Here is a 26,139-nt window from a genome sequence, read left to right as displayed (position 1 = left end):
CGCAGCCTCAGGCGGCGTCGCTTTCCTGCTTCTGATGCAGGTCCAGAGCTTCGCGCAGCCATTCCAGCCAGTCCTTGAGCGCCCCGGCCTGGGCGGCTTCGAGGCCGGTGTTGGCGGCGATCTGGGACGGCACAATACGGGCTTTTTCCCGCAAGGCCTTGCCCTCGGCGGTCAGGGAAATGCGAACCTGACGCTCGTCATGGCTGTCGCGCCGTCGCTTCAGCAGTCCCGCTGCCTCCAGCCGCTTGAGCAGGGGGGTCAGCGTGTTGGTTTCCAGGAAGAGCCGGGCGCCGATCTCACCCACCTTCAGGCCGTCGCGCTCCCACAGGCAGAGCATGACCAGATATTGCGGATAGGTCAGGCCGAGCGGGTCGAGCAGGGGCTTGTAGGAACGGCCAAAGGCATTGTTGGCGGCGTAGAGCGCAAAGCAGAGCTGGTTCTGCAAGAGCAGCGGCGTGAACTCGTTGGAAGATGGTTCCATCGGTGCCTCCTTTGGCGCAACGCACATGACGCAACGTTCGGATTTCGGCGGATGCGTGACGGGTCTTTGCGCGGTGCCGGCTGCAGAAACGCGGCAGGCGATTGTCGTTCGCGAATCATATCGCACGCGACAAGGATGCTGAATCATTTTTCGCACACTTTCCCGATAAAAATCGCCCTCTCGAAAAAAATTGCATTTCCATCAAAATTTATATCGCGTACGATATAAATGTGTGCGATATATAACTCGTGTTCAACCCGAAGGGAGTTTTGTCATGAAGGTTCTCTACACCACCGCCGCCCGTTCCGATCACAATGGCCGTGATGGCGGCCGCTCGGGGACCGTGGACGGTCATTTCTCGGTCAAGCTCGACCTGCCCAAGGAGCTGGGCGGCGCCGGCGGCCCCGGCACCAATCCGGAGCAGTTGTTCGCCACAGGCTATGCCGCCTGCTTCATGGGGGCTCTGCGCTTCGTGGCCGGCAAGGAAAAGGTGGCCCTCCCCGAGGACGCCAGCGTCACCGCCACGGTCGGCATCGGCCCGCGTGACGACGGCGCCGGTTTCGGCCTCGATGTCGCTCTCGCCGTCGCCCTGCCGGGCATCGAGCATGCCCGCGCCGAGGATCTCGTCGCCAAGGCTCATATCGTCTGCCCCTATTCGGAAGCGACCCGCAAGAATCTCGACGTCCGCCTCAGCGTAGTCTGAGATCGCGTTCGGGAGCGATGTTCGGCACCGGGCGCGCGGATCCTGTGGGGGACGCGCGCCCGCCCTGCACGCGGCATGGCTGGCGCCCTGATTCGGCGCTAAGCAGGAAGCTCTGCTCGGAGCTTTCCTATGTCGCTGCCTCGCCCCTGGCGTGAAATCCTGCCGCAACTCCTGTCGACGGCCTTGATTCCGCTCACCGTAGCCGGCATCGGCTGGTACTATACGCGCTGGCAGCAGAACCTCGCCGATCTGCGCACCATGATCGACCTGATGACCGACGCCGCGCCGGAGAAGCGCAAATATGGCGTGGCCATGTTCGAATATCTCCTCAAGAACGACAAGGTGCCGGTGGAATTCATCACCGCACAGCTCGACTATGCCAATTCCTCGTCCGACCGCGACCTGCTGCCCTTGCTGGAGAACGCGGTGCAGAAGGCCTCGATCGTCAACAATTCGGTGAAATCCGCCTATGAGGAGGCGACCGCGAGGCTCCCCAGCCGCATCTTCGTGCATGCCCTCAACGATGCCCAGCGTCCTTGTGCCGGCATCCTGCTCGACGAGATGAAGGATGGCGACAAGGCCGCCATCACCTTTCCCTCGGTGATCCTCGCCAAATGGTCGGGCGAGGCGCATGAGCTGCGCTATTTCAAGACCTCCGATCGCAAGCGCGCCGACAATCTCGCCGAACTCTTCGCCGCCGTCGGCCTGCAGCTCACCACCAAGGACCTCTCGACCAGCTGGAGCGGAGCGCGCGATTCGCGCCCCAACACCTTCGAGATCTGGTTCGGCAATCCGGCCCTTCCGGCGAACTGCCTGCAGCCGAAGAAATAAGCGGGCCGGTCACGCGGCGCGCGGCAATGACCTGGCAGGTAATCGCCTTTCCCGGCCTGTCCGCTATTGTCGGCAGCATCGGTGGCGGGATTGCCGCGGGAGGACAGTCGAATGAGCGTGACCTATCTGATCGGCTTTGCCGTCAAATTCGAACAGCGCGAGCTTTCTGGTCATGCTCGATGAATTGCTGGATACCATGCGCCACGAAGGGAATTTCGTGAACGCCACGCTTCACACCGATCCCGAAGACCCCTGCCGCTTTCTGCTCCACGAAACCTGGGCCGATCACCAGGACGTGCTCGACGTCCAGCTCGGCCGCCCCTATCGGCAGGCCTGGCACGAAGCCCTGCCGGAACTGCTGGCGGAGCCGCGGGCCGTTTCAATGTGGCAACCATTGCGGGTCGATCGCAGGGATTGAGTGTCGCCTTCACCAGAGATTCTTGCCGTCGATCACGGTGACAGGCACCGCCTCCAGGTCGAAATCGTCGAAGAGGCGGGCATTGATGCTGATCTTGGGATTGTCGAAATCGGGCTCGCCGGTCGACCAGTCCGGCGTCTCGGTATAGGTGCCGCAGCCGCAGATGGCGCAGAAATGGTGCTGGATGGTCTTCGACCCCCAGCGATAGGTCGCAACCTGCTCGGGCGGCGATGTCAGCCGGAACTGTTCGGGCTTGTAGTAGGCCCAGAGCGAGCCGCGCTTGGAACAGAAGCTGCAGGTGCAGCGCGTCACCTCCCGTGGCGCCTCGCTCAACTCGAATGTCGTGCCACCGCAATGGCAGCTGCCTTTGAGAGCCATGGCTTGTTCCTTTCCGATCTTCGCGCTAGCTCTTGATAAAGCCTGCCTACTGACATCTTCCTGTCAGCAGTGATCCGCTAAAATGAGAGCCTGATGAGCGCCGCCCGCAAGATTCACATGCTGACCTTCCATCTCCTCGGCATCGCCGGCGAGGATGCCATGGATGATATCATCGATGAGATCGAGGAGTTCGCCGATGGTGTGGACTGGCCGATCGAGGCGCCGGATGCGTTCAAGCACAAGATCAGCGAAACCGATCCGGACACGGGCTGCGCGGTGGAACTGCCGGTGCGCGCCACGCTTGCAGGGGAGACCATTGCCGGCGAGAAAGCCGACTTTGCCGGCGCCATGGCGCTGATCGAGCAGTTGCGCCGGCTCTCGGCCCGCCATCGCTTCGACGTCGAGATCGCCTTCGACAAGGAGATCGTCGGCACCATCGACAAGGGGACCTATAGCGAGGCCCTGCGCCAGGGATTGCTCGAACCCTGGCAGGAGGGGTAGCCGCTTGCACGGGCGGTCCGGCTGGCGCACCGCCGTCGTCGGGTTGGCATCCGGCCTGATGCTGCTCGCTTTGGGGCAGCCTGCTCCGGCCCGCTCGTCTTTGGCTGGCGACCGCCTCGCGGACCTGCCGCTCGAGATTTCGGCAGCTCCCTCCGAGCAGGGCAAGCTCGTGCTCTTCCTGTCGGGCGATACAGGCTGGGGCGGGCTGGAACGAAGCCTGGCTCGCCGCCTTGCCAGGGCGGGAATCGGTGTCGTCGGGCTGGATGCGCGCCGCTATTTCTTCGTCAAGCGCTCGCCCGCCGAACTTGCCCGGGATATCGAGCGTATCCTGGCCGTCTATCGCCGGCGCTGGCATGCCGGCCGCATCGTCCTGGCCGGCTATTCCTTCGGCGCGGACGCCTTGCCTTTCGCCTGGCCCCTGCTTTCGGCGAGGACACGGCGGGAAACCGGGCTGATTGCCCTGGTCGGCCTGCTGCCGGAGGCCAATTTCCGCATCTCGCTCCTCGAAATGCTCGACCTGCCGGCGGCGGACGACACGCCGGTCGCGCCGATGCTGCTGCAACTGCCCGTGCGCAGGGTGGTCTGCCTCTATGGCCGGGAGGAGCATAGTGCCTGCACCTTGCCCGAGCTTGCGGGCGCCGAGCGCATCGCGCGGCCCGGCGGGCATGACCGCGATGGCGATGCCGGGGCGGTGGCGCAGGCGATCCTGCGGCGCCTGGCCGTCAGCCCGCCAGCTCGGCCACCACCGTATCGAGCAGCGGAAAACCCGCACGGGTGACCCGCACGCGGTCCTCCCGGCGCTCGACCATGCCGCTGTCCTGCAGGACGGCCAGTGTGCTCTCCGCCACAGGCCGGCCGCGCAGCCGGGCGAGGCGGGCGAGATCGATGCCTTCCGCCAGGCGCAGGCCCATCAGCAGCATTTCGTCGCCTTGCTGGTCCGCCGTCAGGGGCTGGTCGTCGACGAGGCCATGGCCGTTCGCACGCACCCCCGCAAGCCATTTCTCCGGGCTGCGCTCGGTGGAGAGCGCCCGGCGGACGCCATCGGCATCGATGAGGCGGCCATGGGCGCCGGGGCCGATGCCGGCATATTCGCCATAGCGCCAATAGACCAGATTATGCCGGCATTCGGCGCCGGGGCGGGCATGGTTGGAGATCTCATAGGCCGGCAGGCCGCGCCTTTCGCAGGTCTCGCGGGTGATGTCGAACAGGATACGGGCATCCTCGTCCGGCATTGGAATGAGCTTGCCGGCGGCGACCAGGCGCTCATACATGGTGTCCGGCTCGATGGTGAGCTGATAGAGCGAGAGATGCTCGGCCGCCCGATCGATGGCCTGGTCGAGCTCAGCCTGCCAATCCCGGGGCTGCTGGTCCGGGCGGGCATAGATCAAATCGAAGGAATAGCGCTCGAAGGATTTGGCGGCGATCTCGACGGCTGCCATGGCCTCGGCCACCGAATGCATGCGGCCCAGGCGCTTGAGATCGGCGTCGTTCATCGCCTGTACGCCGAGCGAGACGCGGTTGACCCCCGCGGCGCGGTAGCCGGCGAAGCGGGTGGCATCGACGCTGGTCGGATTGGCTTCCAGCGAGATTTCGGCATTGGGCGCGATGGTCCAGGCCCCGCCGATGGCATCGAGAATGGCGCCGACGGTTTTCGGGTCCATCAGCGAGGGCGTGCCGCCGCCGAAGAAGATCGACTGCACCTGCCGCCCCGGCGCGACGGCGGCCATATGGGCGATTTCCTTGAGATAGGCCTCGACATAGCCGGCCTGGTCGACGCCGCCGGTGCGGACATGGCTGTTGAAATCGCAATAGGGGCATTTGGCCAGGCAGAACGGCCAATGCACGTAAACGCCGAAGCCGGGCTCGGAGGAGTTGGGGATCATGCCGGCTCAAGTGGCAGTTGCTCGGGGCTACGTCAATCCCGCTTCACACGGGAGTCCCGGTAGCGGTCGCGGGCCACTTCACTGCACAGGCCCGACCATTCGCAGCCAATGCAGGCCGAGCGGGTGAGATTGGCGGCGAAGGCGCCGCGGAAACGCGCCAGCAGGGTCGGAGTCAGGGCGATGCGGGTACCGGTGCGGATGGGCAGGCGCATCAGGGCGCTGACATCACGGATGGCGAGTTCGTCGCGCTGGTCGATCCGCGGCTCATGGCAATGCGAATCGGCCTCTTCTGCGAGCGGGGCGCAGATATCGTCCGGCCCCGCCACGATCTCGATGTCTTCACCCTGGCTCAGTCGCGCTGCGATGGCATCGTAATTGGCGACGAAGCCGGGGCTGTATCCCTTGCCGACATAGGTCAGCATGCAGAGGAGATGGTGGGCACGAAGCCGCACCGTCACCGGGCGGTGCCGGCCTTGCCGCGAACCAGGGCCATCAGGGTGACGGCGCCGATGACCGACTTCAGCAGGCCGCCGAGAAGGAAGGGCGCGACGCCGAGCAGGAAGGCCTTCTCCAAGCCGATCTGGGCGCCAAGCCAGGCCCCGCCGATGGCCAGGCAGAGGGCATTGCCCAGAGTCATGTTGACGAAGGCGAGAACCGGGCGGTTGCCGTTCCAGCCACGCTCGGCCAGCAAGCCGCAAAAAGCGGCCACGAGCGGGAAGGAGATCAGATAGCCGGCCGTCGGACCGACGAACAACAAGGTGCCGATGCTTCCCGTTGCGGTGACCGGAAGGCCCATCCAGGCTTCCGCCAGCCAGGCCAGGACGGTGATGGCGCCGAGACGCCAGCCATAGAGCGCACCGATGAGGGTGACGGCCAGGGTCTGCATGGTCATCGGCACGGGGAACATCGGCACCTGGATGTGGGAGGCCAGGGCCAGAACGGCCGTGCCCGCGACCACAGCAGCCGCCTGCCAACCGAGGGAGCGCCGCGAGATGTCGAGGGGGCTGAAAGCCGGAGCCAGGGAGGGGGTGACGGTGTGCGACATGGGAGCTCCACGGGAATTATAGATAATTTCGAATTCAATCATCTATAGAGGTCACAAAATGGGACGATTGGCAATATCCGGGTGCGCGGGCGACATAATCGATGTCATCCCGGACGCGGAGCTGGCACGTCGTGCTGCACCGCAGAGCCGGGACCGCGAGAGGAGAAAAGCGCCTATCTTGATGGCGATCCCCGTGTCTGCGCCGCGGCACTGCGCGCCGCAACGCGCACGGGATGACACAGGTCACCCGATAATGGCGAAGGCTTCCCGCGTCGCGCCGGAGGCCGACCGGACCGGTTTCAGGCCGACCCGCTGCACATGGCGGGCCAGGGTGGCGGCGGCATCGTCCAGCTTGCCCGCGCGCAGGGCCGCCAGGATGGCGCGGTGGTCCTGGTCGGTCGGGGTTTCCCATTCCGAGCGCCAGGCCGCGAACAGGAAGCGGGCGCTGGCGGCATGGAGATCGTCGATCGCCGCCAGCAGGCGGGGCATGCGGCAGGGTGCCAGGATCAGGCGATGGAAGCGGCGATTGGCCTCTTCCCAGGAGCGCACGTCGCGCGACCGGTCGCCCGCCTTGGTGGCTTCCTCGGCCTCGTCGAGAATGGTCGCGGTCAGGTGCGGTGCGGCCTGGCGCAAGGCCAGCCCCTCCAAGGCCGCGCGCATCTGCGCGACCTCCTTCACCTCTTCGAGGTTGAAAGCGGCCACGCGCACGCCGCGCCGGGGCTCGCTCACCGCAAGGCCCTGCGCCTCCAGGCGCCGGAAGGCCTCGCGTACCGGCACATGGCTGGTCGCGAACTCCTCGGCGACATGGTCCTGGCGCAATCGGGCACCGGGTTCGATCGCCCCGGAGATGATGCGATCCGCCAGCACCTTGGCGATGCGGATGGCGATGGTGTCGTCCTTCGGGGCGCTCATGATTTATAGATAATTTCAGGTGTGCCGATTTGTCGAGAGGCGCGCTTCCTGGGACCGCCGGCTTCCAGCCGGCATCTTTCTATCCGGCGAACTCCGTGTTTCCAGGCTGGTCTGAAGACCAGCCCTCCAAATCAGCCCGCCGCCACCGGCAAGGCGCGCTTGTGGGCAGTGGCCCGATAGGTCGACAGGATGCGCTGGTGCGAGGCATCGGCGATCGGCTTGCCCTCCAGAAAGTCGTCGATCTCCTCATAGGTCACGCCATAGGCATCCTCGTCGGGCTTCAGCGGCACATTGGTCTCGAGGTCGGCGGTGGGTACCTTGAAGACCAATTCGCGCGGGGCGCCGAGATGGATGGCCAGGGCCCGCACCCGCCTCTTGTTGAGGCCTGCCAGCGGCAGGATGTCGGCCGCGCCGTCGCCGAACTTGGTGTAGAAGCCCATCACCGCCTCGGCGGCGTGATCGGTGCCGATGACCAGGCCGCGCACCGCGCCGGCGAGGCCGAACTGGGCGATCATGCGCTGGCGCGCCTTGATATTGCCGTGATGAAAATCCGCCCGCACGGGATCGATCAGGTCGGCGGCCTCGCGGGCGAGTTCCGCCATCATCGCGTCGGCGGCCGGCTTGATGTTCACGGTGACGGTGCGGTCGGGCTTGATGGTGGCGAGCGAACGCTGGGCATCGGCCTCATCCGCCTGCACGCCATAGGGCAGGCGCATGGCGAAGAACCAGGCGTCGTATTCTTCCGACCGCAGCTTTTCGACGGCGGCCTGAGCCAGCATGCCCGCGGTGAGCGAATCGACGCCGCCGCTGATGCCCAGCACATAGGAGTGTGCGCCCGAAGCCTTCAGGTAGTCGGCGAGGAAGGCGATGCGCCGCTCGGCCTCTACGGCGGGATCGAAGGTTTCGGGCACGATGATGTCGGGCGTGAGCGGCTGCGGCATGGGCAAGCTTCCGGGCAGTTGAATCGGGCGACAACAGGCCATGTTCGTTCCGGAGCGTCAATATGGGGCACTTGGAGGGGCGATCTTCAGATCGACCACCTTGCGCTCTCCGTCATGCGCGTCGTTTCCAGGAGCTCGATCCTGCTCCATCACTGAATGGAGCTGAGAAGGTCGGCCCTCCAGATGCCCCATCTATCCACAAGCCTCCGGCGTCGCCCTCGTGCTCCCTTTGCCCGCATCTGCTAGCGTGCCGCCATGACATCCTCGCCCCGCAAACTCGACACCGCCGACGCCTCGGCGCCCGTCACGCCGATGATGGCGCAATATCTCGAGATCAAGGCTGGCCATCCCGGCGCCTTGCTGTTCTATCGCATGGGCGATTTCTACGAATTGTTCTTCGAGGATGCGGAAATCGCCTCCAAGACGCTCGGCATCGTCCTGACCAAGCGCGGCAAGCACCAGGGCGAGGACATCGCCATGTGCGGCGTGCCGGTCGTCAGGGCGGACGAATATCTGCAGCGCCTGATCGCCCATGGCCACCGCGTCGCGGTCTGCGAGCAGATGGAGGATCCGGCCGAGGCCAAGAAGCGCGGCTCCAAATCGGTGGTCAAGCGCGGCGTGGTCCGCTTGGTCACGCCCGGCACCATCACCGAGGAGACGCTGCTGGAGCCGACGCGCACCAATCTGCTGCTCGCCCTGGCGCGCCTGCGCATTTCCGACGACGAGGCCCGTTTCGGGCTCGCCTTCGCCGATATCTCCACCGGCGAGTTCGGCCTGTCGGAATGCGACGAGGCCGGGCTGCCGGCCGAAATCGCCCGGCTCGACCCGTCCGAGATCGTGATGGCCGAGGCGGTGCATGAGGATGCCGAACTGGCTTCGCTCTGGCGCGAGAGCCGCGCCGCCGTCACGCCGGTCGGGCGCGACGTCTTCGACGGCTCCCAGGCCGAGCGCCGCCTCGCCGCCTTCTACGATGTCGGCACCATCGACGGCTTCGGCAGCTTTTCCCGGGCCGAGCTGGTCGCCGCTTCCGGCCTGGTCACCTATATCCTGCGCACTCAGGTCGGTCAGAAGCCGGCGCTCGATCCGCCGCGCCGGGACGGCGCCAGCGCCCATATGGCGATCGACGCCGCCACCCGCGCCAATCTGGAGCTGACGCGCACGCTGGGCGGCGAGCGGGCCGGCTCCCTGTTCGATGCCGTCGACCGCTCGGTGACGGCGGCGGGCGGCCGCCTCCTGGCGCAATGGCTGGCGAGCCCGCTGCTGGCGCCGGAGGCCATTGCCCTGCGCCAGGATGCGGTGGCCTTCTTCGCCGAGCAGGCGCTGCTGCGCGGCCAGGTCCGCGCCCGGCTGAAATCGGCGCCGGACATCGCCCGCTCCATGGCGCGCCTCGCCCTCGACCGGGCCGGCCCGCGCGATCTGGCGGCTCTCAGGGAAGGGCTGACCGGCATCGCCGCCATCGAGGCCCTGCTGCGCCAACGCGAGAGCGAATTGCCGCCGGTGCTCGCCGGCATCCTCTCGGCCCTGGCAAGGCCGGACCAGGGTCTGGCGGCGCGCCTGGCCGCTGCCCTGCAGGACGATCTGCCGCTGCTCAAGCGCGATGGCGGCTTCGTGCGCGCCGGCTATGATGCCGGCCTCGACGAGACCAGGGCGCTGCGCGACGAAAGCCGGCGCGTCATCGCCGGCCTGCAGGCGCGCTATGCCGAGGAGAGCCAGGTCCGCCAGCTCAAGATCAAGCACAACAACATGATCGGCTATTTCGTCGAGGTGCCGCAGCAGGCGGGCGAAGCCTTCCTGCAGCCGGGCCTGCGCGAAACCTATGTGCATCGCCAGACCATGGCCGGTGCCATGCGGTTCTCGACCGCCGAGCTCTCGACCCTGGAATCGCGCATCGCCTCGGCGGCTGAGCGCTCTCTGGCGAGCGAACTCCAGATCTTCTCCGATCTCGCCGCGGCCCTCATCGCCGACGGCGCCGCCATCCGGGCCGCCACCGAGGCGCTGGCCCTGCTCGATGTGATCGTGGCGCTCGCCGTGCTGGCCGAGGAAGAGAACTATGTCCGTCCCGTTGTCGACACCTCGCTCGCCTTCGCCATCGAGGGCGGGCGCCATCCCGTGGTGGAGCGGGCGCTGAAGCGCGAGGGCAAGCCCTTCGTCGCCAATGATTGCGAATTGAGCGGCGAGGGCGAGGGCCAGAAGGCGGCCGGCAAGATCTGGTTGCTCACCGGCCCGAACATGGCGGGTAAGTCGACCTTCCTGCGCCAGAACGCCCTGATCGCGGTGCTGGCGCAGATCGGCTCCTTCGTGCCGGCGAAATCGGCCCATATCGGCGCGGTGGACGCGCTGTTCTCACGCGTCGGCGCCGCCGACGACCTGGCGCGCGGGCGCTCCACCTTCATGGTGGAAATGGTGGAGACGGCGGCGATCCTCAACCAGGCCGGGCCGCGCGCGCTCGTCATCCTCGACGAGATCGGACGCGGCACCGCCACCTTCGACGGCCTCTCGATCGCCTGGGCGGCGATCGAGAACCTCTCCGCCGTCAATCGCTGCCGCGCTTTGTTCGCCACGCATTATCACGAGCTGACCCAGCTGACGAAGAAGCTGCCGAGGCTCGCCAACGCCACCATGCGGGTAACCGAATGGCACGGCGACGTCGTCTTCCTGCATGAGGTGGTGCCCGGCGCCGCCGATCGCTCCTACGGCATCCAGGTCGCCAAGCTCGCCGGCATGCCGGCCGCCGTGGTGGAACGGGCGCGGGCCGTGCTGGCGCAGCTGGAAGCGACCGACCGCCAGGCTCCGGCGGCGCGCCTGGTCGACGATTTGCCCCTGTTCGCGGCGGCCCCGCGGGCGCCGGCCCAGCCCGCGATCAAGGCCCGGGACGAAGTCGCGGAAGCCCTCGATGCCCTCGATCCCAACGACATGACGCCTCGCCAGGCGCTCGACGCCTTGTTTTCCTTGAAAGCCAAACGCGATAGCGCCAAGAAGGGATAATACCTGGGACCGCCGGCTTCCAGCCGGCTCTTCTCATCCGGCGAACGCTGCGGTTCCAAGAACCGGCTGGAAGCCGGCGGTCCCAGGACACTCTCCTTCCTAGAGCAAAGCGCGTTCAAGCGTGAACGCTTATTTGCTCTAGCTCATTGTTTTGACGCGTCTTTGCGATTCTTGGTGACTCCGTCTAATCGCAAAACGCTATAGAGCAAAGTGCGTTCAAGTGTGAACGCTCATTTGCCCTAACTCATTGTTCCAACGCGCCTTTGCGATTCGGGGGCCCCGTCGAATCGCAAAACGCTATAAGGCCTGCAATGCTCGACAAGCCCAATCGTGAGCTCCACCTCGTCCTCGACCGTATGGCGCTCGAAGCCGAGATCGACGCCTTGGCGCTGGAGCATGAGGGGCATGCCGACGCCTTGCGCCTGGCGGTGGTCACCCTGCTCAAGACAACCTTGCGGGACGGCCGCGAGACCATCCGAACCTGGTTCAGCGAGGACCGCCTCGGCACCGCCTGCGCCCAGCGCCTGTCCTGGCTCGAGGACGAGATCATCCGCGCCAGCTACGCCTATGTGACGCGCTACGTCTATACCACCCACAATCCGACGGCAGGCGAGCGCATGGCCGTCATCGCGGTGGGCGGCTATGGCCGCGGCACCCTCGCGCCGGGTTCGGACATCGATCTCTTGTTCCTGCTGCCGGCCAAGCAGACGGCCTGGGGCGAGAGCGTCACCGAAGCCATCCTCTACGTCTTGTGGGATCTCGGGCAGAAGGTCGGCCATGCCACCCGCACGATCGACGAGTGCCTGCGCCTCGCCCGCGGCGACATGACCATCCGCACCGCCTTGCTCGAGGCGCGTCCGATCCTCGGCGACATGGGGCTGGCCGCGGAGCTCGCCGCCCGTTTCGACCGCGAGCTCGTCCAGCTTACCGCGGCCGAGTTCGTGGCCGCCAAGCTCGCCGAGCGCGACGAGCGCCTGATCAAGGCCGGCAACTCGCGCTACCGCGTCGAGCCCAACGTCAAGGAAGGCAAGGGGGGCCTGCGCGATCTCAACACGCTCTACTGGATCGCCAAATATGTCTATCGCGTCAGGGATGCCGCCGATCTCGTCGAGGCCGGCCTGTTCACCCGGCGCGAATATCGCCAGTTCACCCTGGCCGAGGACTTTCTGTGGGCGACGCGCTGCGCCCTCCATTTTCTCACCCGCCGGCCCGAGGAGCGCCTGACCTTCGACACCCAGCGCGAGATAGCGACCTTTCTGGGCTATGCGGACCGCGGGGGCCTGCGCGGCGTCGAGCGCTTCATGAAGCACTATTTCCTGGTCGCCAAGGATGTCGGGGATCTCACGGCCATCGTCTGCGCGGCGCTGGAGGCGCGCCAGGAAAAGCCCAAGGCGATGCTGGACCGCTTCATCGCTCCCTTCCGCCGCAGTCAGCGCCAGGCCCTGATCGGCACCAAGGATTTCGTGATCGAGACAGGCCGGCTCAACGTCGCCAACGACCAGGTGTTCGCGCGCGACCCCGTCAACCTGATCCGCCTGTTCCACCTTGCCGACCTGCATTCCCTCGCCTTGCATCCCGACGCGATGCGCCTCGTCACCCGCTCGCTCAAACTGGTGAACGCGGCACTGCGCGAGAACGCCGAGGCCAACCGGCTGTTCCTGGAGATCCTGACCTCGCGCAATGCGCCCGAGACCGTGCTCCGGCGCATGAACGAAGCCGGCGTGCTCGGCCGTTTCATCCCCGATTTCGGCAAGGTCGTGGCGATGATGCAGTTCAACATGTATCACCGCTACACCGTGGACGAGCATCTGCTGCGGTCGGTCGGCGAACTCGCCGACATCGATCGCGGCGAGGGCGGCGACGAGCATCCTCTCGTCAACGAGATCATGCCGAGCATCCAGAACCGCACCGCCCTCTATGTCGCCACCTTCCTCCACGACATCGCCAAGGGCAGGCCGGAGGATCACTCGCTCGCCGGCGCCAGGATCGCCAAGAAGCTGGGGCCTCGCCTCGGCCTCACCCCGGCCCAGACGGATACGGTCTCCTGGCTGATCGAGCAGCACCTGGTGATGTCGATGACGGCGCAGTCCCGCGACATTTCCGACCGCAAGACCATCGAGACCTTCGCGGGCACGGTACAGACGCTGGAGCGCCTCAAGCTGCTGCTCATCCTCACCGTGGCCGACATCCGGGCGGTGGGGCCTGGCGTGTGGAACGGCTGGAAGGGCCAGCTCCTGCGCTCGCTGTTCTGGGAGACCGAGCTGGTGCTGGCCGGCGGCCATTCGAATGTGGACCGGCGCGCCAGCGTGCAGTTGTCCCAGGACGAACTGAGGGCCGGCCTGTCCGACTGGAGCAAGGCGGAGGTCGATGCCTATGTGGCGCGCCTGTATCCGCCCTATTGGCTCAAGGTGGACCTGCCGCGGCGGCTGCGCCACGCCCGCTTCGTGCGGGCCGTGCGCGAGCGCGGCGAGACGCTCGGCACCGAGGTGGCCACCGATGCCTTCCGCGGCGTGACCGAACTGACCATCCTCGCCCCCGACCATCCGCGCCTGTTGTCGATCATCACGGGCGCCTGCGCGGCTTCCGGGGCCAACATCGTCGATGCCCAGATCAACACCACCACGGATGGCCTGGCGCTCGACACCATCTTCGTCAGCCGTGAATTTCCGCAGGACGAGGACGAGTTGCGCCGGGCGGGGCGCATTGCCCAGGCGATGGAGCAGGCACTCACCGGCACCATCCGACTGCCTGACGCCGTGGCCAAGCGCAGCGCCATCAAGCCGCGGCAGAAGGCCTTCCAGGTCGCGCCCGAGGTGGTGGTCGACAATGAATGGTCGAACCGGCATACGGTGGTGGAGGTCTGGGGCCTCGATCGCCCCGGCCTGCTCTACGACCTCACCACGGCGATCTCGCGGCTGAACCTGAACATCGCCTCGGCCCATATCGCCACTTTCGGCGAAAAAGCGGTCGACGTATTCTACGTCACCGACCTTACCGGGGCGAAGATCACGTCGCTGCAGCGCCAGGACAGCATCCGCAGCAATCTGCTGGCGGTGTTCCGGGGTGAAGGGAAATCGGGCTGAACGGGGTGGCCGATCAAGCACCGTCATTGCGAGCGTAGCGAAGCCATCCAGGTCTCGCAGACGCAGTGGCCATGGCTTCTGGATTCACGACCGCTGGCGTCATTGCAGCCTCTGCACCAGCTGCTGGTAGAATTTCTGCGATTCCGTTCCCATTGGAAGGTCGTTCTGGGCATTGGGGCCGACCAGGTCGGCCGTCACGACGCGAGCCCGCTCGCGCAGGGCCGCCCAGTCCGGCAAGGTCCATTGGGCCTGGGTGATGGTCGAGAGGATGTAGAGGACGTTGTAGCGCCCCGTCAGCGTCAGGCTCTGGACGGCCGGCCGTGCCAGCATGTTGACGAGGGCGCCGACCAGCATGCGCTGGTCGGCGGGCGAGACCGTCCCGTCGCGCAATGCCCGCACGAGATTGTCCGTGGTCGCCCGCCGCGCATTGCCATTGGGGCCATCGATCAGGTTGACGTTGGCGAGCAATTGTTCGCCGGCCGTCAGCTTGGGGGGAGGGGGAAGCTTGTAGGACCGGGACTGGTCGATGGCCTGTGTCAGCACAGCGTCCGAAGCACGCAGGAACTGGTGCTGGGACGGGTTCGCCGTTGGTGCCGGCGCCGACTTCAGGGCATCCTTGAGTTTGGTCTGGGCTTCCTCCAGCGAGCGTTTCATCGCCAGCAACTGGTCGTTGAGATCCTTGAGTTCGGCCTCGTGCCGAAACCGCTCGGTCTGGAGTTGAACATCGGCCTTGAGGAAGCGCTGGGCCCGCTTGTCATTGTCCGCCGACAGTTCCTCCGCCTGCTCGCGCAGGCGATCGGCCTCCTTGCGGGCCTCGTTCTCCCGAAGGAAGGAGAGGACAGCGAGGATGGCAAAGGCGACGGACAGGAGGAGCGTAACGATGAACCCGATGCGGATATGGCGCGCCCGGCGTTCGGCCGCCGTGCTCGCGCTCACGAAGGCCTCGATTTCCGGGTCCTTGTCGCGATATCCGGCGGCTTCCACCAGGGCATTGCCGGTAAGCAGATAGCCGGGCGCCCGGTTCGACCGGCGCCATTGATAGGCCAGGGCACCGATGCGGATCTGGGCGCGGGCGTCCTGCGCCGTCGCCGGCCCCGTCGAACTCCCGGCCACCGTTGCGCCGGCGGGGAGAGCCTTGTCCGATGTGAGATAGGGAGCGAGCGGCAGGTCGAGATCCAGCCTCGCGCCGTTCGTCGACCAGGTCAGCAGCTGCGTGCTCCAATAGTCGATGATGCCCTGGGCTGCTTCGCGATCCTCCTCCTGTCCAAGGCGAGCGCCGGCTGCCGCGACACTGTCCCGGAAAGCCGCAACGCGATTGTGAAAGGCTTCGATTGCTTGCGGACTATCGTCACTCCGCTGGCTGCTGGACCTGAGCAGGTCGAGATGTGCGTGGCTGATATCCGCGATGCTCGCGAAGATGTCCGGCTGAAGAGGGGGCGCTGTTTCGGTCATGGCACGGCCCCCAGAATGTCCTTCAGGCGGCCGCTGATCTGGAAGACGCTGTCGAAATCCGCCTTCAGCCGGCTATCGAGCGCGAAGAACTGGGCACTGGCATTCTTCTGGAAACCCGAGAAGGCCCGCTGCAGGGCCCGGATCGCCGGCGCGTTCTTGAGGTTGAACGCGGTGTCGCGCTGGGCGATCTCGACATCCTGCAGGCAGGCGTCGATCTTGTCGCAATCCTCTCCGTCGACGGTCAGATCCGCGCGTTCCAGGCCCAGCGACGCCAGGTTCAGCAGCATCGCCCTGGTCTCGGGCCAGAGGGCGGCGATCTCATCCACGATCAGGACACCGGGATCGTCCAGGCAACTGGCGAGGATCGAGAGGTTCTGCTCCACTTTCTGCAGGCGGTTATGGGTCGCGATCCGGCTCATCAAGGTGCGCTGCAGGGCCCCGAGGGCGACGATGGCCTCGTCGAGCGCCGCCTGCAGGCCAGCATCGGCTGCGCCGATTTCGACCAGGGCGCCTGCCAGTTCCGGCAGGGGCAATTTCGTCGCGGCATCGAAGATACCCTTGTTCAGCTGCACCGACTGGCTGTCGCTGATCGAGGCGATCTGCCGGATGGCGATGAGCACCGGCCCCGGCCTGTCGGCGTCGAGCCCCTCCTGGCAGCGCTGCGAGCTGCTTTCCAGCTCGTCGACCCAGGAAAGGTCGAGGCCGGCCAGGATCTCGTCCGCGCCCGGCCTGGCGATCTGGGTGCGGATGGCGGCGACGGCGGCACGGACCTGGGCGATGTAGACCTGCACCGTCTCGTAGCTGATCGGGTTGTCCATGCTCGCCACGGCCTGCAGCAGGATGCGGGTGTGGTTGATCTGGATATGGTGGAGGCTGTCGTGCAACCCCTTATAGGCAGCCAGCAGGTTGATGCGTCGGCCGATCTCGCCAAGGCGCTGCTTGGAGATGCCCGCCTTCTTCCCGACCTCGTCCTTGGCCAAATAGGCGGCGAGGCTGTCGAGCCCGGTGACGACGGTGCCGACCTGCGACGCCACGCTCGGCGGTGCGGTCAGGGCATCGGGGATCAATTGCGTCACCAATTCCCTGAACGCGGTGTTGTCGTTCTTGGCATGCAGCACGATGGCGACGAAATTCGTCAGGATCCCGCATTTTTGCGCCCAGTCGACGCAATCGCGGGCGACCTTGCGTCGGGGCTGCTCGGCAAAGCTCACACCGGTGATGGCAACCGACGTGCCGTAGCAGATCTGCATGAGGTCGCCCAGTTCGCGAAAGGTGCACAGGTCTCCGATCGCGTTGGAGATCGAGATGACGCTTTGAGGGGGGAGTGTGACGACGCCCATGCCGTTCCCCTTCTCAGGCCGCCGGAATGGTAGCGCCGAGGCCGGCCGCCTCGATATCCGCCCGGATCAGTCCCGCGGGGACGCCCTGGTTGAATGTCGGCTCGCCCCAGGCCGGATCGCCGAAATGATGGAGGGCGAGAAGCTGCCACTCCATGCTCAGGCAGGGTGAGCCCGAAGAGCCCGGATCGGTGTTGGTGGCATAGCGCAGCCTCGGCCGGCCCGGTGGAGCGGGTGTGGGCAGGATCGCCTCGGTGTCGATCGCCAGCTTGATCGGCCCCCCATGGGGATGCTGGGCGATGATCAGGGGCGAGCCTTGGCCCAGGGCGTCGTCCCGGTCCGGCAGGGCGAACCAGCCGCGCTCGGTGCCGGTGTTCCCGGCCAGCTCCAGCAGCGCAAAGTCGAGCTCGGTCGCCGAGGGGGGCGGCTCGTCCGGCGCCGCGGTCATTTCGGCCGGCGCGTAGGGGCGATGGTGCAGCAGCCCGGTGCCGGACAGCGCGGCCGCCTCGCCCTCGTTGAAGGAACCGTCGGCCTTGCGCGCATAGTCGAAACGGCAGGAAACGGCGGACAGGCCGTTCTGCCCGGCGACCGCCTCGACGACATGCCAGTTGGTCAGAACCGCCCGCGGGCCGACCAGGAAACCGGTGCCGGCCGGGCTGCCGTCGATCTCGATGCGGCAGACCCGGCGCAGTGTCCCGTTCATTCCGGCGATCCACGAGGCGGGATCGAGCATGCGCAAATGAGGCTTGATGTTGCGCTGCAGGCCGGGGCCCAGGGTCGCGGCGCTGGGTTGAGTGCCGCGATTGTCCTTGTCCAGCACCACCAGGTCATAGGGATTGGTCAGGGTTTCGGCCGCCGCTTCCGGCGCCAGCCGGGCGATGAGCTGGCGGATATCGTCGCGACGCGGGCGGTCGACATAGATCGCCTTGAGGAAATTGCCGGTCTGACCTTCCTGTTCGAGGCGGATGACCAATTCGCGCAGCACGGAGACCAGCGGCTTGGCGACGTCGGTCCAGTAGACCTCGAGCTGGTCGCCGGTCGCCACATAGACGAAATTGCCGAGATCATCGAGATTGACGGTCGTCGACAGGGCCTTGGCCAGTTCGGAGACCTGCGCGCCTGTGAGCTTGTCCACCTTCGCCCCCTCGCTCGATCATCTCGATGCCGGCCCCTGGCTGAGCGCTTGCCTGCTCGAGCTCCTTGCTTCGTCGCGTCCTCGCGGTTCCCAGGTGTCTCTGTCCAGTGGCGGAATGCTTTAGCATAATCGCGTGAGAGCGCCGTGAATCCCGGCCGTCGGTGAAGCCGGCATGACGACCGCCTCAACGAGAACCGCCTCCGTCGCGCGTGCAACGGAGGCGGGAAGGCTTGCGGTCCGGCGGCCGGGTCAGGTGCGGGCGCTGCCGGAGGAGCGCAGGCGGTCGAGGGCGACGGCGCCGATGATCACCAGGCCCTTGATGATGAACTGCCAGATATCGGAAACACCGATCAGGATCAGGCCGTTGGAAAGCACGGCGATGATCAGGGCCCCGATGAGCGTGCCCCAGATCGAGCCGATGCCGCCCACGAAGCTGGTGCCGCCGAGGATCACGGCGGCGATGGCGTCGAGCTCGTAGGACTGGCCGAGCTGCAGGCCGTTGGCGGCATAGAGCTTGGCGGCGGACATCGCCCCGCCGAGGCCTGCCAGCAGGCCGGAAATGCCATAGACGATGAGCAGGATCGACCAGACCTTGATGCCCGACAGCCGCGAGGCCTCGGCATTGCCGCCGATGGCGTAGATGCGCAGGCCCAGCACGGTGCGGCGCAGGATCAGCCAGGACACCACCACCGTGGCGAGCGCGATCACCATCAGCCAGGGCACCCCGAAGATCGTGCCGTTGCCGATGAAGGCGAAGGGCAGGCTGGGATTGAAGATCGTCTTGTCCTCGCCGAACAGACGGGCGAGGCCGCGCACCGCCGTCATCGAGCCGAGGGTGACGATGAAGGGCGGCAGGCGCATGAAGGCGATCAGCGCGCCATTGACGAGGCCGAGCAGGCCGCCGGTCACCAAAGCGGCCACCAACCCCATCATGCCCCAGCCCGGAATCAGCGAGACGATCAGGGCGATCATGGCCGAGGCCGCGAGCACCGAGCCGACCGAGAGGTCGATACCGCCGGTGAGGATGACGAAGGTCATGCCGGCGGCGAGCACGGTGTTGATCGAGGCCTGCTGGGCCACGATCGACAGATTGTTCCAGCTCATGAAGCGCCCGCTGGCCCAGGACAGGCCGCCGGATTCGACATAGCCCGACAGGAGCTGGAACAGGATGGCGATCAGCACGAGGGCGGGCAGCATGCCCAGGCCCCGCAGCGTGCCTGACAGGGCGAATTTGCGGTGGGCGGTATCTGCGGTGGAAGGGTTGGTGGATGTCATCGCACAGTCCTGCCTGTCTTGGGGGCCGCCTCGTCTTGCCGGTATGTCATCGCGCGGGATCGATGGGTGAGAAACCCAATAAGTGCTGCCGTCATCCCCGGCAGAGCCGCTCTTGAGCGAAGCGAGAGAGGGCGAGGTATCCTCACAAGCTTTGCTTGTGAGTGGAATCCAGGAGCTGAAGAGCTCGATCCTTGGCTCTGGGTCCCCTTCCCTCCCAGTCGCAAGCAAAGCTTGCGACGTGCTCGCCGGGGATGACAGCCTGGCAGCGATTCACTCATTCTTCGATGACTCCTAAAAGCCGGGTGCGTCATGCAGCATCCTTCGCGGCCGATGTCGCGATGGCCATGATGTTCTCCTGGCTGACCGCTTCGGCCTCGGGCCCGCCGCCGAGTTCCCCTGCGATATGGCCCTCGCGCATCACGATGACTCGGTCGCAGATGCCGACGATCTCGGGCAGTTCGGACGAGATCACCGCCACGCCGACGCCTTCGCGGGCCAGGCGGTCGATCAGGCGGTAGATCTCCGATTTGGCGCCGATATCGACGCCGCGGGTCGGCTCGTCCAGGATCAGCACGCGCGGCTTGGTTTCGAGCAGGCGCGAGAGCAGGACCTTCTGCTGGTTGCCGCCGGAGAGGCCGCCCACCGGCGCGTCGGGCGAGGCCGTGCGGATGCCGGTGGCCTGGATCGCTTCGGCCGTGCGCTTGCGGCCCTTGGCGAGGTTGAGGAAACCGCCGGCCAGGGCGTCGCGGGCGATCACCCCCAGATTGATGTTTTCGGCGACCGACATGTCCAGCATCAGCCCGAGCAGCTTGCGGTCCTCGGTGAGATAGGCGATTCCGGCCTCGATGGCGTCCTGCGGCGAGCGGATGTTCACCTGCTTGCCGTCGACCGCCACGGTGCCCGATATCCGCGCATCGGCGCCGTAGATCAGGCGGGCAAGCTCGGTGCGGCCGGCGCCGACCAGGCCGGCGATGCCGAGCACCTCGCCCTCGTGGATGTCGAAGGAGCAGGGCTGGATGCGCCTGCCATCGGCGATGTCGCGCACCGAGAAGATGATCCGGCCGCGGCTTTGATGGGCGTCGTGCTCCTTCTTGTAGAAGGAGGAGAGGTCGCGCCCCACCATCATGCGCACCACCGCGGCGGGGGTGATCGCCTCGCGGTCCAGCGTTCCGACATAGGTGCCGTCGCGCAGCACCGAGACGCGGTCGGAGAGCTCGTAGACCTCCTTCATGCGGTGGCTGATATAGACGATGGCGAGCCCTTCCTGCTTGAGCTGGCGCACCAGGGCGAACAGCCGCTCGGTTTCGCGCTCGGACAGGGTGGTGGTGGGCTCGTCCATGATCAAGACGCGCGAGCGGGCGTGGACGGCGCGGGCGATCTCCACCAGCTGGCGTTCGGCGATGGAGAGTTCGGCGACCTTGTCGCGCGCACTGAAGGTGGCGCCGAGGCGCTGCAGCACGCTTTCGACGCCGGCGACCATGGCGCCACGGTCGATCAGGCCGGCCCGGCTCGGCTCGCGGCCGAGATAGATGTTCTCGGCCACGGTGAGATTGGGCGCGAGGGCGAGCTCCTGATAGATGATGGCGATCCCCAATTGCTTGGCCGCCATCGGGCCCGAGATCGCCACCTTCTGCCCGTCGATCAGGATTTCCGAGCCCTCATCCGGCGTATAGGCGCCGGAGAGGATCTTCATCAGGGTCGACTTGCCGGCGCCGTTCTCGCCCATCAGGGCGTGGATTTCGCCGAGCTTGACGTCGAGCGACACGTTCTTCAGGGCCTGAACCCGGCCGAACGTCTTGGAAACATTGCGCATTTCCAGGAAGGGATGCGTCTGGCCTGGGTTCATCCTGCCCCCGTTTGCACGCTGTTATTGCAGCAGTTGCGCCAATGTTGCAGCTGTTCCCTGGCTTGCCAATGATTTTGACTGGATTTGGTAAGCGGCGACGAAGGCCGGGCTCTGGCGAAGGCCAAGACCGGCAAAGGCCTCGATGTCGAGCACGGCCAGGGGGTCGCCGCTTTTCAGCCGCTGCCAATCGGCCTGGCCGATGCGCGGCTCGAAGATGTCGAAGCCAACACCCCGATCATCCACGCCGCCGAGATAGCGGGCAAAACAGGCGAGCAGGAAGGCTTCGCGCCCAAGGTCCGAGCCCTCGGCGATCAGCTGGCCGATCGTCTTGCCGTGGAAGACCACGATCTTGGAGGCGCCGTCGCCGGCCACCCGGAGAAGCTGGTCCTTGATGGCGGGATTGGCGAAGCGCTCGATCACCGTGTCGGTGAAAGCTTTCGTCGAATAGCCGGCTGGCGGCTCGACGAGGCGGCGGGCGTCGCGGTTCCAGAAGGCGTGGAGAAGGCGGGGAATGTCGGGATGGCGCATGCCTTCATCGACCAGGCGGCTCCCCATCAGCAGGGACGGATAGCACATCAGCATATGGGCGGCGTTGGAGAGCCTGCCCTTCACCGCGACATAGGCCGGCACTTGGCTGCTGAACACCACGCCGGCCCGCTCGAGCTCGGGGCGGCCGGCGCAGAAACGGTCTTCCACCACCCAGCTCGTATAGGGTTCGCAGGTGGCGGCGACGAGATCCTCGACGCCGATGCCGGCGGTGATGCGCCGGCGTTCGTCCTCGGGCACTTGCGGAGCGATGCGGTCGACCATCGAGTTGGGGAAGGCGCCGTTCGCCTCGATCCAGTCGGCGAGGTCGGGATCGAGGGCACGGGCAAAGCCGACCACGGCAAGGCGCGAGGTGTCGCCATTGCGCGGAAGGTTGTCGCAGGACATCACGGTGAAGGGCGCCAGGCCGGCCTGGCGTCGGCGCGCCAGCGCGGCCACGATATAGCCGAACACCGTCCGCGGCGGCCCACCGCCGAGATCATGGCGAATATCGGGGGTATCGAGGCGGAACGCACCGCTGGCTTCGTCGATATTGTAGCCGCCTTCGGTGATGGTGAGCGAGACGATGCGGGTGGCGGGATCGGCGAGGCGGGCCAGCACGGCGTCCGGGCCCGCCGGGGCATGCAGATAGTCGATCATCGCGCCGACAATCTGCGTTTCCTTCGGTGCCGGGGAGGTGAGCTGCGTCACCGTGTAGAGATTGTCCTGCCGGCGATAGGCCTCGGCCTTGGCCCGCGCTGTAGGGCCGTCGGTCAGGCCCACGCCGCAGATCGCCCACTCCTCCTGCCCGGGATGATGCAGGCAGGCCTCGATGGCGACGGCCTGGTGCACGCGGTGAAAATTGCCGACCCCGAAATGCACGATTCCGGCCCGCAGCCGGCTACGGTCATAAGAAGGCTTGGTCACGGTCGGACCGAACGAGGCGAGCGTCGACATGTCGAGCGGGGGCATGGCCTGTACTTTCAGGAGTTGAAAAGGCCTCCCCCGGGGGAGGGAGGAGGCCATGTTACGTCAGACGGCGACGTCAGTCGTCGTGCTTGGCATTCCAGCCCTTGTAGTCGCCGACATTCTCGCGGGTGACCAGTGAGGAGGGAATCAGGATGACGGGCTTCTCGGGCTTCTTGCCGTTGACCAGGTCCATCGCAGTCTGCGCCGAGACCTTGGGAATGGCGTAGAAATCCTGGCTGGCCGAGGCCTTGATCATGTCCAGGGCCGGGTCCTTCAGGGCAGCCTCGATATCGGGCGAACCGTCGACCGAGGTGATGAAGAACTCGCTGCGGCCCGCCTGCTTGGCAGCGAGAGCGGTACCGATGGCCTGCGGATCGTTGATGGTGAAGATCGCGTCGATCTTGGGGAAGCGGGTCAGGTAGCCCTGCGCCACCGCCATGCCGCCGTCGCGCGATCCCTTGCCGTCCTGGTCGTCCGACAGGATCTTGATGTCGGGATATTTGGCCAGGACCTGCTTGCAGCCCACCACGCGATCGATCACCGAGGAGACTTGCGGCCCGTTCTGGATGACGACATTGCCGGCGCCCTTCAGCCTGTCGGCGATATACTGGCAGGAAATGCTGCCGGCCATGATGTTGTCGGTCATCACGATGGCATCGGCGCCCTCGGCGCCGGTGTCGAAGGCGATGACCGGGACGCCCGCAGCCTGCGCCTTCTTGATCGCCGGCGTGATCGCCTTGGGATCGCCGGGGTTGAGCAGGATGAAATCGGCGCCGGCCGCGATGAAATTGTCGATCTGGTTGACCTGCTTGCCGAGATCGTAGTCGTAACCGACGGTGGTCACCTGCGCCTGGGGATAGGCCTTCTTGATGATCCTGGTCGCGGTGTTGGCGATGATCACGAAGCCGGGATTGCCGAGCGACCCCACGGATATGCCGACTGCCCTGACCTCCTTGGCCTGGGCGGGGAGCGATGCGCCCATGACCAGCGCCGCACCGGCCATGGCGATGCCGGCGAGGCATTTCAAACCCCTCATGACTTCCTCCTCATGAATGAGATCGATCTCATTTTATTATAAAATAATACATTCAAATTGATGCACGAGAAGATGAGACTGTCAATGGAGGCCCGGCGATCAAGGCGCGAGATCGAAGACGGACTCCCGATCGATCAGGATGGTCGGCATCTCGACATCCCTGCCAGCCTCGCCACCCTGGATCTGCCGAACCAGCAAATTGACGGCGGCGCGCCCCATTTCATAGATCGGGCGCTGCACCACCGAGATGGCCGGCGTGAGGGCGCCGGACCAGGGCGATTCGTCGAAGCTGACGAGGGCGACATCCCGTCCCACCACCAGGTTCAGGGTCCGGCAGGCGGCCAGCACGCCAATGGCGATTTCCTCGCAGGTCGCCAGAATCGCGGTGGGCCGGGGTTCGGCGCGCAGAATCGATGTCGCGGCGTCGATGATCATCCGGGGATTGTTTGGCGTGTAGCGCAACCAGGCCTTCGGCAGGTCGAGGCCGGCTGCCTCCAGCGCCTCCCTCGCGCCTAGAACACGGTCGCGGGCGCTGGAGACGGCCCCTCGCGGTTCGCTCTGGCGTTGCGAAGTGGCGGCGGCCGTGAGGACCACCAGGCCGATGCGGGTATGTCCGCGCGCGATGAACAATTCCACGGCCTCGCGCGCGCCGCCGCGATCATCCGTGGTCACGGTGCTCACCGGGATGTCGGCAATGCGGCGATCGAGCAGTACCATGCGTCCCTCGCCGGCACCGGCCTTCTGCAGATGCTCGTTGTGGTCGGGCGAGGAAGGCACGACGATCATGCCGGCAACACGCTTCTCCGTCAGCGTCTGCACCGCCTCGATCTCGGTCTTCAGATCGTCATCCGTGTTCACGATCAGGGTCTGATATCCCAGCGAGGCGCAGGTATCGATGATCGCCCGGGCCGCGCTGGCAAAGAAGGAATTGCTGATGTCTGCAAGGACGACGCCGATGACCTGGGTGCGGCCCGCGCGCATGGCCCGGGCCGCCTCATTGAGCCGGTAGTTCAGCGCCCGGGCGGCCGCCGCGACGCGTTCCCGGGTCTCCTCGGTCACCAGGCCGTAGCCGCCGAGAGCGCGGGCCGCAGTGGCGCGGGAAACCTTGGCAAGGCGTGCAACGTCCAGAAGGCGGGCGGGGCGGGAACTGCCGGACTGCTGGCTTTCCTCGGCGGTTTTCTCTTTTTGAGTCATGCCTCTACTTGGGGCAGGAGGCTTTCTTCGGTCAAATTGAAAAGTATTTTTTGTCGCTGGGGTGCTTGCCTACTACCTTTACGGCAGAAAGGCAAATCATATGCATATTCTAATAGACAGAGCTGTTCAGTAAAGCTCAGATAGGTGTCCGATCAGAATATTTTAGGAATATTCGACCTTTTTTAAGTCATCGCTCTGCCGAGATGGCGCCGGACAGCCCGCCGATACTGTCGCTGTCCCGATGGGCGGCGATGGTGCGCAACCGTGGCCCCCGGGCGGTCGTGCTGCCGGCGGATGTCGCGGCCGTGTCGCCGATTGAGAGGCGCGGCGCCAGCCCACCCCTCTCCCTCCTAGAGCAAAGCGCGTTCAGGCGTGAACGCTTATTTGCTCCAACTCATTGTTCTGACGCGTCTTTGCGATTCTAGGTGACCCCGTCTAATCGCAAAACGCTATAGGGATATCGTCAACTCCCTTGGGTTGACCAGAGCGCGGGCATGCACGTCCGGCCTGGTCTTCAACCCAATCATCTGGCCCGACCCATCGGTTGGTGCCCATTGGCAAGATGACAGCCCAGAAGCCGGTCTCGATGTGCGCCGGAATGGTGCTGGGGTTATGATGTCAGTCAGCCGATTCACGATTGTGGCTGAATTGGGCTTACTTGTCACAGGAATTACTGATTCCTTAGAGGTGGATATTCAAAATAAACCATTGTTGTTCATCTGGTCTTAAGGCGGTCCGCGATATTTTACTGTTATAGCTGGGGTAATCAAATCGGAGTTTCCGTTGCAATGACGATGAAGATCTGCCTTTCAGCCGCAATGCTCTGCGTGACGACAGCATTGGCGATCACGCCGGCCTCTGCAGGCGACGGTCGCACCGGCGCCTTCGTCGGTGGCGCAGCCCTTGGTGCGGTCGGCGGCGTCCTGCTCGGCCAGGCACTGGCCGATCGCCCCGCGCCGCCGCCGCGGCCGGCGCCGGTCTATGAAGCGGCCCCGGTGGCCTATGATCCCTATATCGACCGCCTCGATCGTCTGCATGCCGGCTGCGACAGGGGCGATCGCCGGGCCTGCGTCCAGTTCGGCGAAATGATCGGGGCCCATCGCGAGCGCGTGGCGGAATGGCGCCGTACCCATCCAGACTATTTCGAATGGGAATAGAACGTTCCGCTTCAGGGGAAACGGGCAGGCGTTCCGGAAATGCCCGTTTTCC

The 26,139-nt window shown here is 65.8% G+C and carries 22 protein-coding genes and 1 pseudogene; 8 read left to right on the top strand and 15 right to left on the bottom strand.

Annotated features, from left to right (window positions below):
* Nucleotides 1–7: 7 nt before the first annotated feature.
* Nucleotides 8–481, bottom strand: coding sequence for a MarR family transcriptional regulator (locus J8I29_RS11155; protein WP_105860767.1), 474 nt, complete (start codon nt 479–481; stop codon nt 8–10).
* 274 nt (nt 482–755) lie between these two features.
* On the opposite strand from J8I29_RS11155, the gene J8I29_RS11150 reads away from it, so the two are divergent.
* The 3 genes and pseudogenes from J8I29_RS11150 (at nt 756) to J8I29_RS11140 (ending at nt 2,433) form a co-directional block, all read left to right on the top strand.
* The gene (locus J8I29_RS11150; protein ID WP_068282400.1) at nt 756–1,184 is read left to right on the top strand and encodes an organic hydroperoxide resistance protein; all 429 of its coding nucleotides are present in this window, start codon (nt 756–758) and stop codon (nt 1,182–1,184) included.
* Nucleotides 1,185–1,313: 129 nt separating this feature from the next.
* Nucleotides 1,314–2,015: a hypothetical protein gene (locus J8I29_RS11145; RefSeq protein WP_105860765.1), complete on the top strand. Its 702-nt coding sequence runs from the start codon at nt 1,314–1,316 to the stop codon at nt 2,013–2,015.
* Nucleotides 2,016–2,126: 111 nt separating this feature from the next.
* Nucleotides 2,127–2,433, top strand: a pseudogene (locus J8I29_RS11140) (putative quinol monooxygenase).
* A 9-nt stretch (nt 2,434–2,442) separates the two neighbouring features.
* On the opposite strand, the gene J8I29_RS11135 reads toward J8I29_RS11140, so the two are convergent.
* Nucleotides 2,443–2,811, bottom strand: coding sequence for a GFA family protein (locus tag J8I29_RS11135; RefSeq protein WP_209431691.1), 369 nt, complete (start codon nt 2,809–2,811; stop codon nt 2,443–2,445).
* A 93-nt stretch (nt 2,812–2,904) separates the two neighbouring features.
* On the opposite strand from J8I29_RS11135, the gene J8I29_RS11130 reads away from it, so the two are divergent.
* Together J8I29_RS11130 and J8I29_RS11125 are read left to right on the top strand one after the other, a co-directional pair.
* A complete protein-coding gene (locus J8I29_RS11130; protein ID WP_105860762.1) occupies nt 2,905–3,312 on the top strand; it encodes a hypothetical protein in 408 nt (135 codons plus the stop codon).
* A gap of 4 nt (nt 3,313–3,316) precedes the next feature.
* Nucleotides 3,317–4,090, top strand: coding sequence for an AcvB/VirJ family lysyl-phosphatidylglycerol hydrolase (locus J8I29_RS11125; RefSeq protein ID WP_209431690.1), 774 nt, complete (start codon nt 3,317–3,319; stop codon nt 4,088–4,090).
* Here the strand turns inward: J8I29_RS11125 and hemW are convergent.
* From hemW to nadE, 5 genes are all read right to left on the bottom strand, one after another.
* A complete protein-coding gene (gene hemW, locus J8I29_RS11120; protein WP_209431689.1) occupies nt 4,035–5,195 on the bottom strand; it encodes a radical SAM family heme chaperone HemW in 1,161 nt (386 codons plus the stop codon). The genes J8I29_RS11125 and hemW overlap by 56 nt on opposite strands.
* 32 nt (nt 5,196–5,227) lie before the next feature.
* A complete protein-coding gene (locus J8I29_RS11115; RefSeq protein WP_209431688.1) occupies nt 5,228–5,653 on the bottom strand; it encodes a DUF1284 domain-containing protein in 426 nt (141 codons plus the stop codon).
* The gene (locus tag J8I29_RS11110) at nt 5,650–6,240 is read right to left on the bottom strand and encodes a biotin transporter BioY (protein WP_105860758.1); all 591 of its coding nucleotides are present in this window, start codon (nt 6,238–6,240) and stop codon (nt 5,650–5,652) included. Before J8I29_RS11110 ends, J8I29_RS11115 begins: the two co-directional genes overlap by 4 nt.
* 243 nt (nt 6,241–6,483) lie before the next feature.
* Nucleotides 6,484–7,152, bottom strand: a complete 669-nt coding sequence (locus J8I29_RS11105) for a GntR family transcriptional regulator (protein WP_209431687.1) — start codon at nt 7,150–7,152, stop codon at nt 6,484–6,486.
* Between the two features lie 131 nt (nt 7,153–7,283).
* Nucleotides 7,284–8,093 carry an ammonia-dependent NAD(+) synthetase gene (gene nadE / locus J8I29_RS11100; protein ID WP_209431686.1) on the bottom strand — a complete coding sequence of 270 codons (810 nt, stop codon included), beginning with the start codon at nt 8,091–8,093 and terminating at the stop codon, nt 7,284–7,286.
* Nucleotides 8,094–8,348: 255 nt separating this feature from the next.
* Here nadE and mutS point away from each other — a divergent pair, with 255 nt between their 5' ends.
* A complete protein-coding gene (gene mutS / locus J8I29_RS11095) occupies nt 8,349–11,078 on the top strand; it encodes a DNA mismatch repair protein MutS (RefSeq protein ID WP_209431685.1) in 2,730 nt (909 codons plus the stop codon).
* 311 nt (nt 11,079–11,389) lie between these two features.
* Nucleotides 11,390–14,161: a [protein-PII] uridylyltransferase gene (locus J8I29_RS11090; protein ID WP_105860754.1), complete on the top strand. Its 2,772-nt coding sequence runs from the start codon at nt 11,390–11,392 to the stop codon at nt 14,159–14,161.
* 99 nt (nt 14,162–14,260) lie between these two features.
* On the opposite strand, the gene J8I29_RS11085 is transcribed toward J8I29_RS11090, so the two are convergent.
* The 8 genes from J8I29_RS11085 to J8I29_RS11050 all read right to left on the bottom strand — a co-directional run bounded on the left by J8I29_RS11085 (nt 14,261) and on the right by J8I29_RS11050 (nt 24,930).
* Complete coding sequence (locus J8I29_RS11085; RefSeq protein ID WP_209431684.1) at nt 14,261–15,613, bottom strand: hypothetical protein; 1,353 nt, start codon at nt 15,611–15,613, stop codon at nt 14,261–14,263.
* Entirely contained in the window at nt 15,610–16,953 is a 1,344-nt protein-coding gene (locus tag J8I29_RS11080) for a hypothetical protein (RefSeq protein ID WP_105860752.1), read from the bottom strand. The genes J8I29_RS11085 and J8I29_RS11080 overlap by 4 nt, the downstream gene beginning before the upstream one ends.
* A 13-nt stretch (nt 16,954–16,966) precedes the next feature.
* Nucleotides 16,967–18,085, bottom strand: a complete 1,119-nt coding sequence (locus J8I29_RS30395) for a trypsin-like peptidase domain-containing protein (RefSeq protein WP_209431683.1) — start codon at nt 18,083–18,085, stop codon at nt 16,967–16,969.
* A gap of 249 nt (nt 18,086–18,334) precedes the next feature.
* Nucleotides 18,335–19,360 (bottom strand): ribose ABC transporter permease, encoded by a 1,026-nt coding sequence (locus J8I29_RS11070; protein ID WP_209431682.1) that lies wholly within the window; start codon nt 19,358–19,360, stop codon nt 18,335–18,337.
* Nucleotides 19,361–19,667: 307 nt separating this feature from the next.
* Nucleotides 19,668–21,206, bottom strand: coding sequence for a sugar ABC transporter ATP-binding protein (locus J8I29_RS11065; protein ID WP_209431681.1), 1,539 nt, complete (start codon nt 21,204–21,206; stop codon nt 19,668–19,670).
* Nucleotides 21,207–21,227: 21 nt separating this feature from the next.
* Nucleotides 21,228–22,703, bottom strand: a complete 1,476-nt coding sequence (locus J8I29_RS11060) for a mannitol dehydrogenase family protein (protein WP_209431680.1) — start codon at nt 22,701–22,703, stop codon at nt 21,228–21,230.
* 73 nt (nt 22,704–22,776) lie between these two features.
* A complete protein-coding gene (locus J8I29_RS11055; RefSeq protein WP_209431679.1) occupies nt 22,777–23,736 on the bottom strand; it encodes an ABC transporter substrate-binding protein in 960 nt (319 codons plus the stop codon).
* Nucleotides 23,737–23,835: 99 nt separating this feature from the next.
* Nucleotides 23,836–24,930 carry a LacI family DNA-binding transcriptional regulator gene (locus tag J8I29_RS11050; RefSeq protein ID WP_209431678.1) on the bottom strand — a complete coding sequence of 365 codons (1,095 nt, stop codon included), beginning with the start codon at nt 24,928–24,930 and terminating at the stop codon, nt 23,836–23,838.
* Between the two features lie 788 nt (nt 24,931–25,718).
* On the opposite strand from J8I29_RS11050, the gene J8I29_RS11045 reads away from it, so the two are divergent.
* The gene (locus J8I29_RS11045; RefSeq protein WP_105860745.1) at nt 25,719–26,087 is read left to right on the top strand and encodes a hypothetical protein; all 369 of its coding nucleotides are present in this window, start codon (nt 25,719–25,721) and stop codon (nt 26,085–26,087) included.
* Nucleotides 26,088–26,139: the final 52 nt, after the last annotated feature.

It is taken from the genome of Labrys sp. LIt4 (assembly GCF_017813775.1).
GTDB classification, from domain to species: domain Bacteria; phylum Pseudomonadota; class Alphaproteobacteria; order Rhizobiales; family Labraceae; genus Labrys; species Labrys okinawensis_A.
This window is presented reverse-complemented; position numbering and strand designations above follow the sequence as displayed.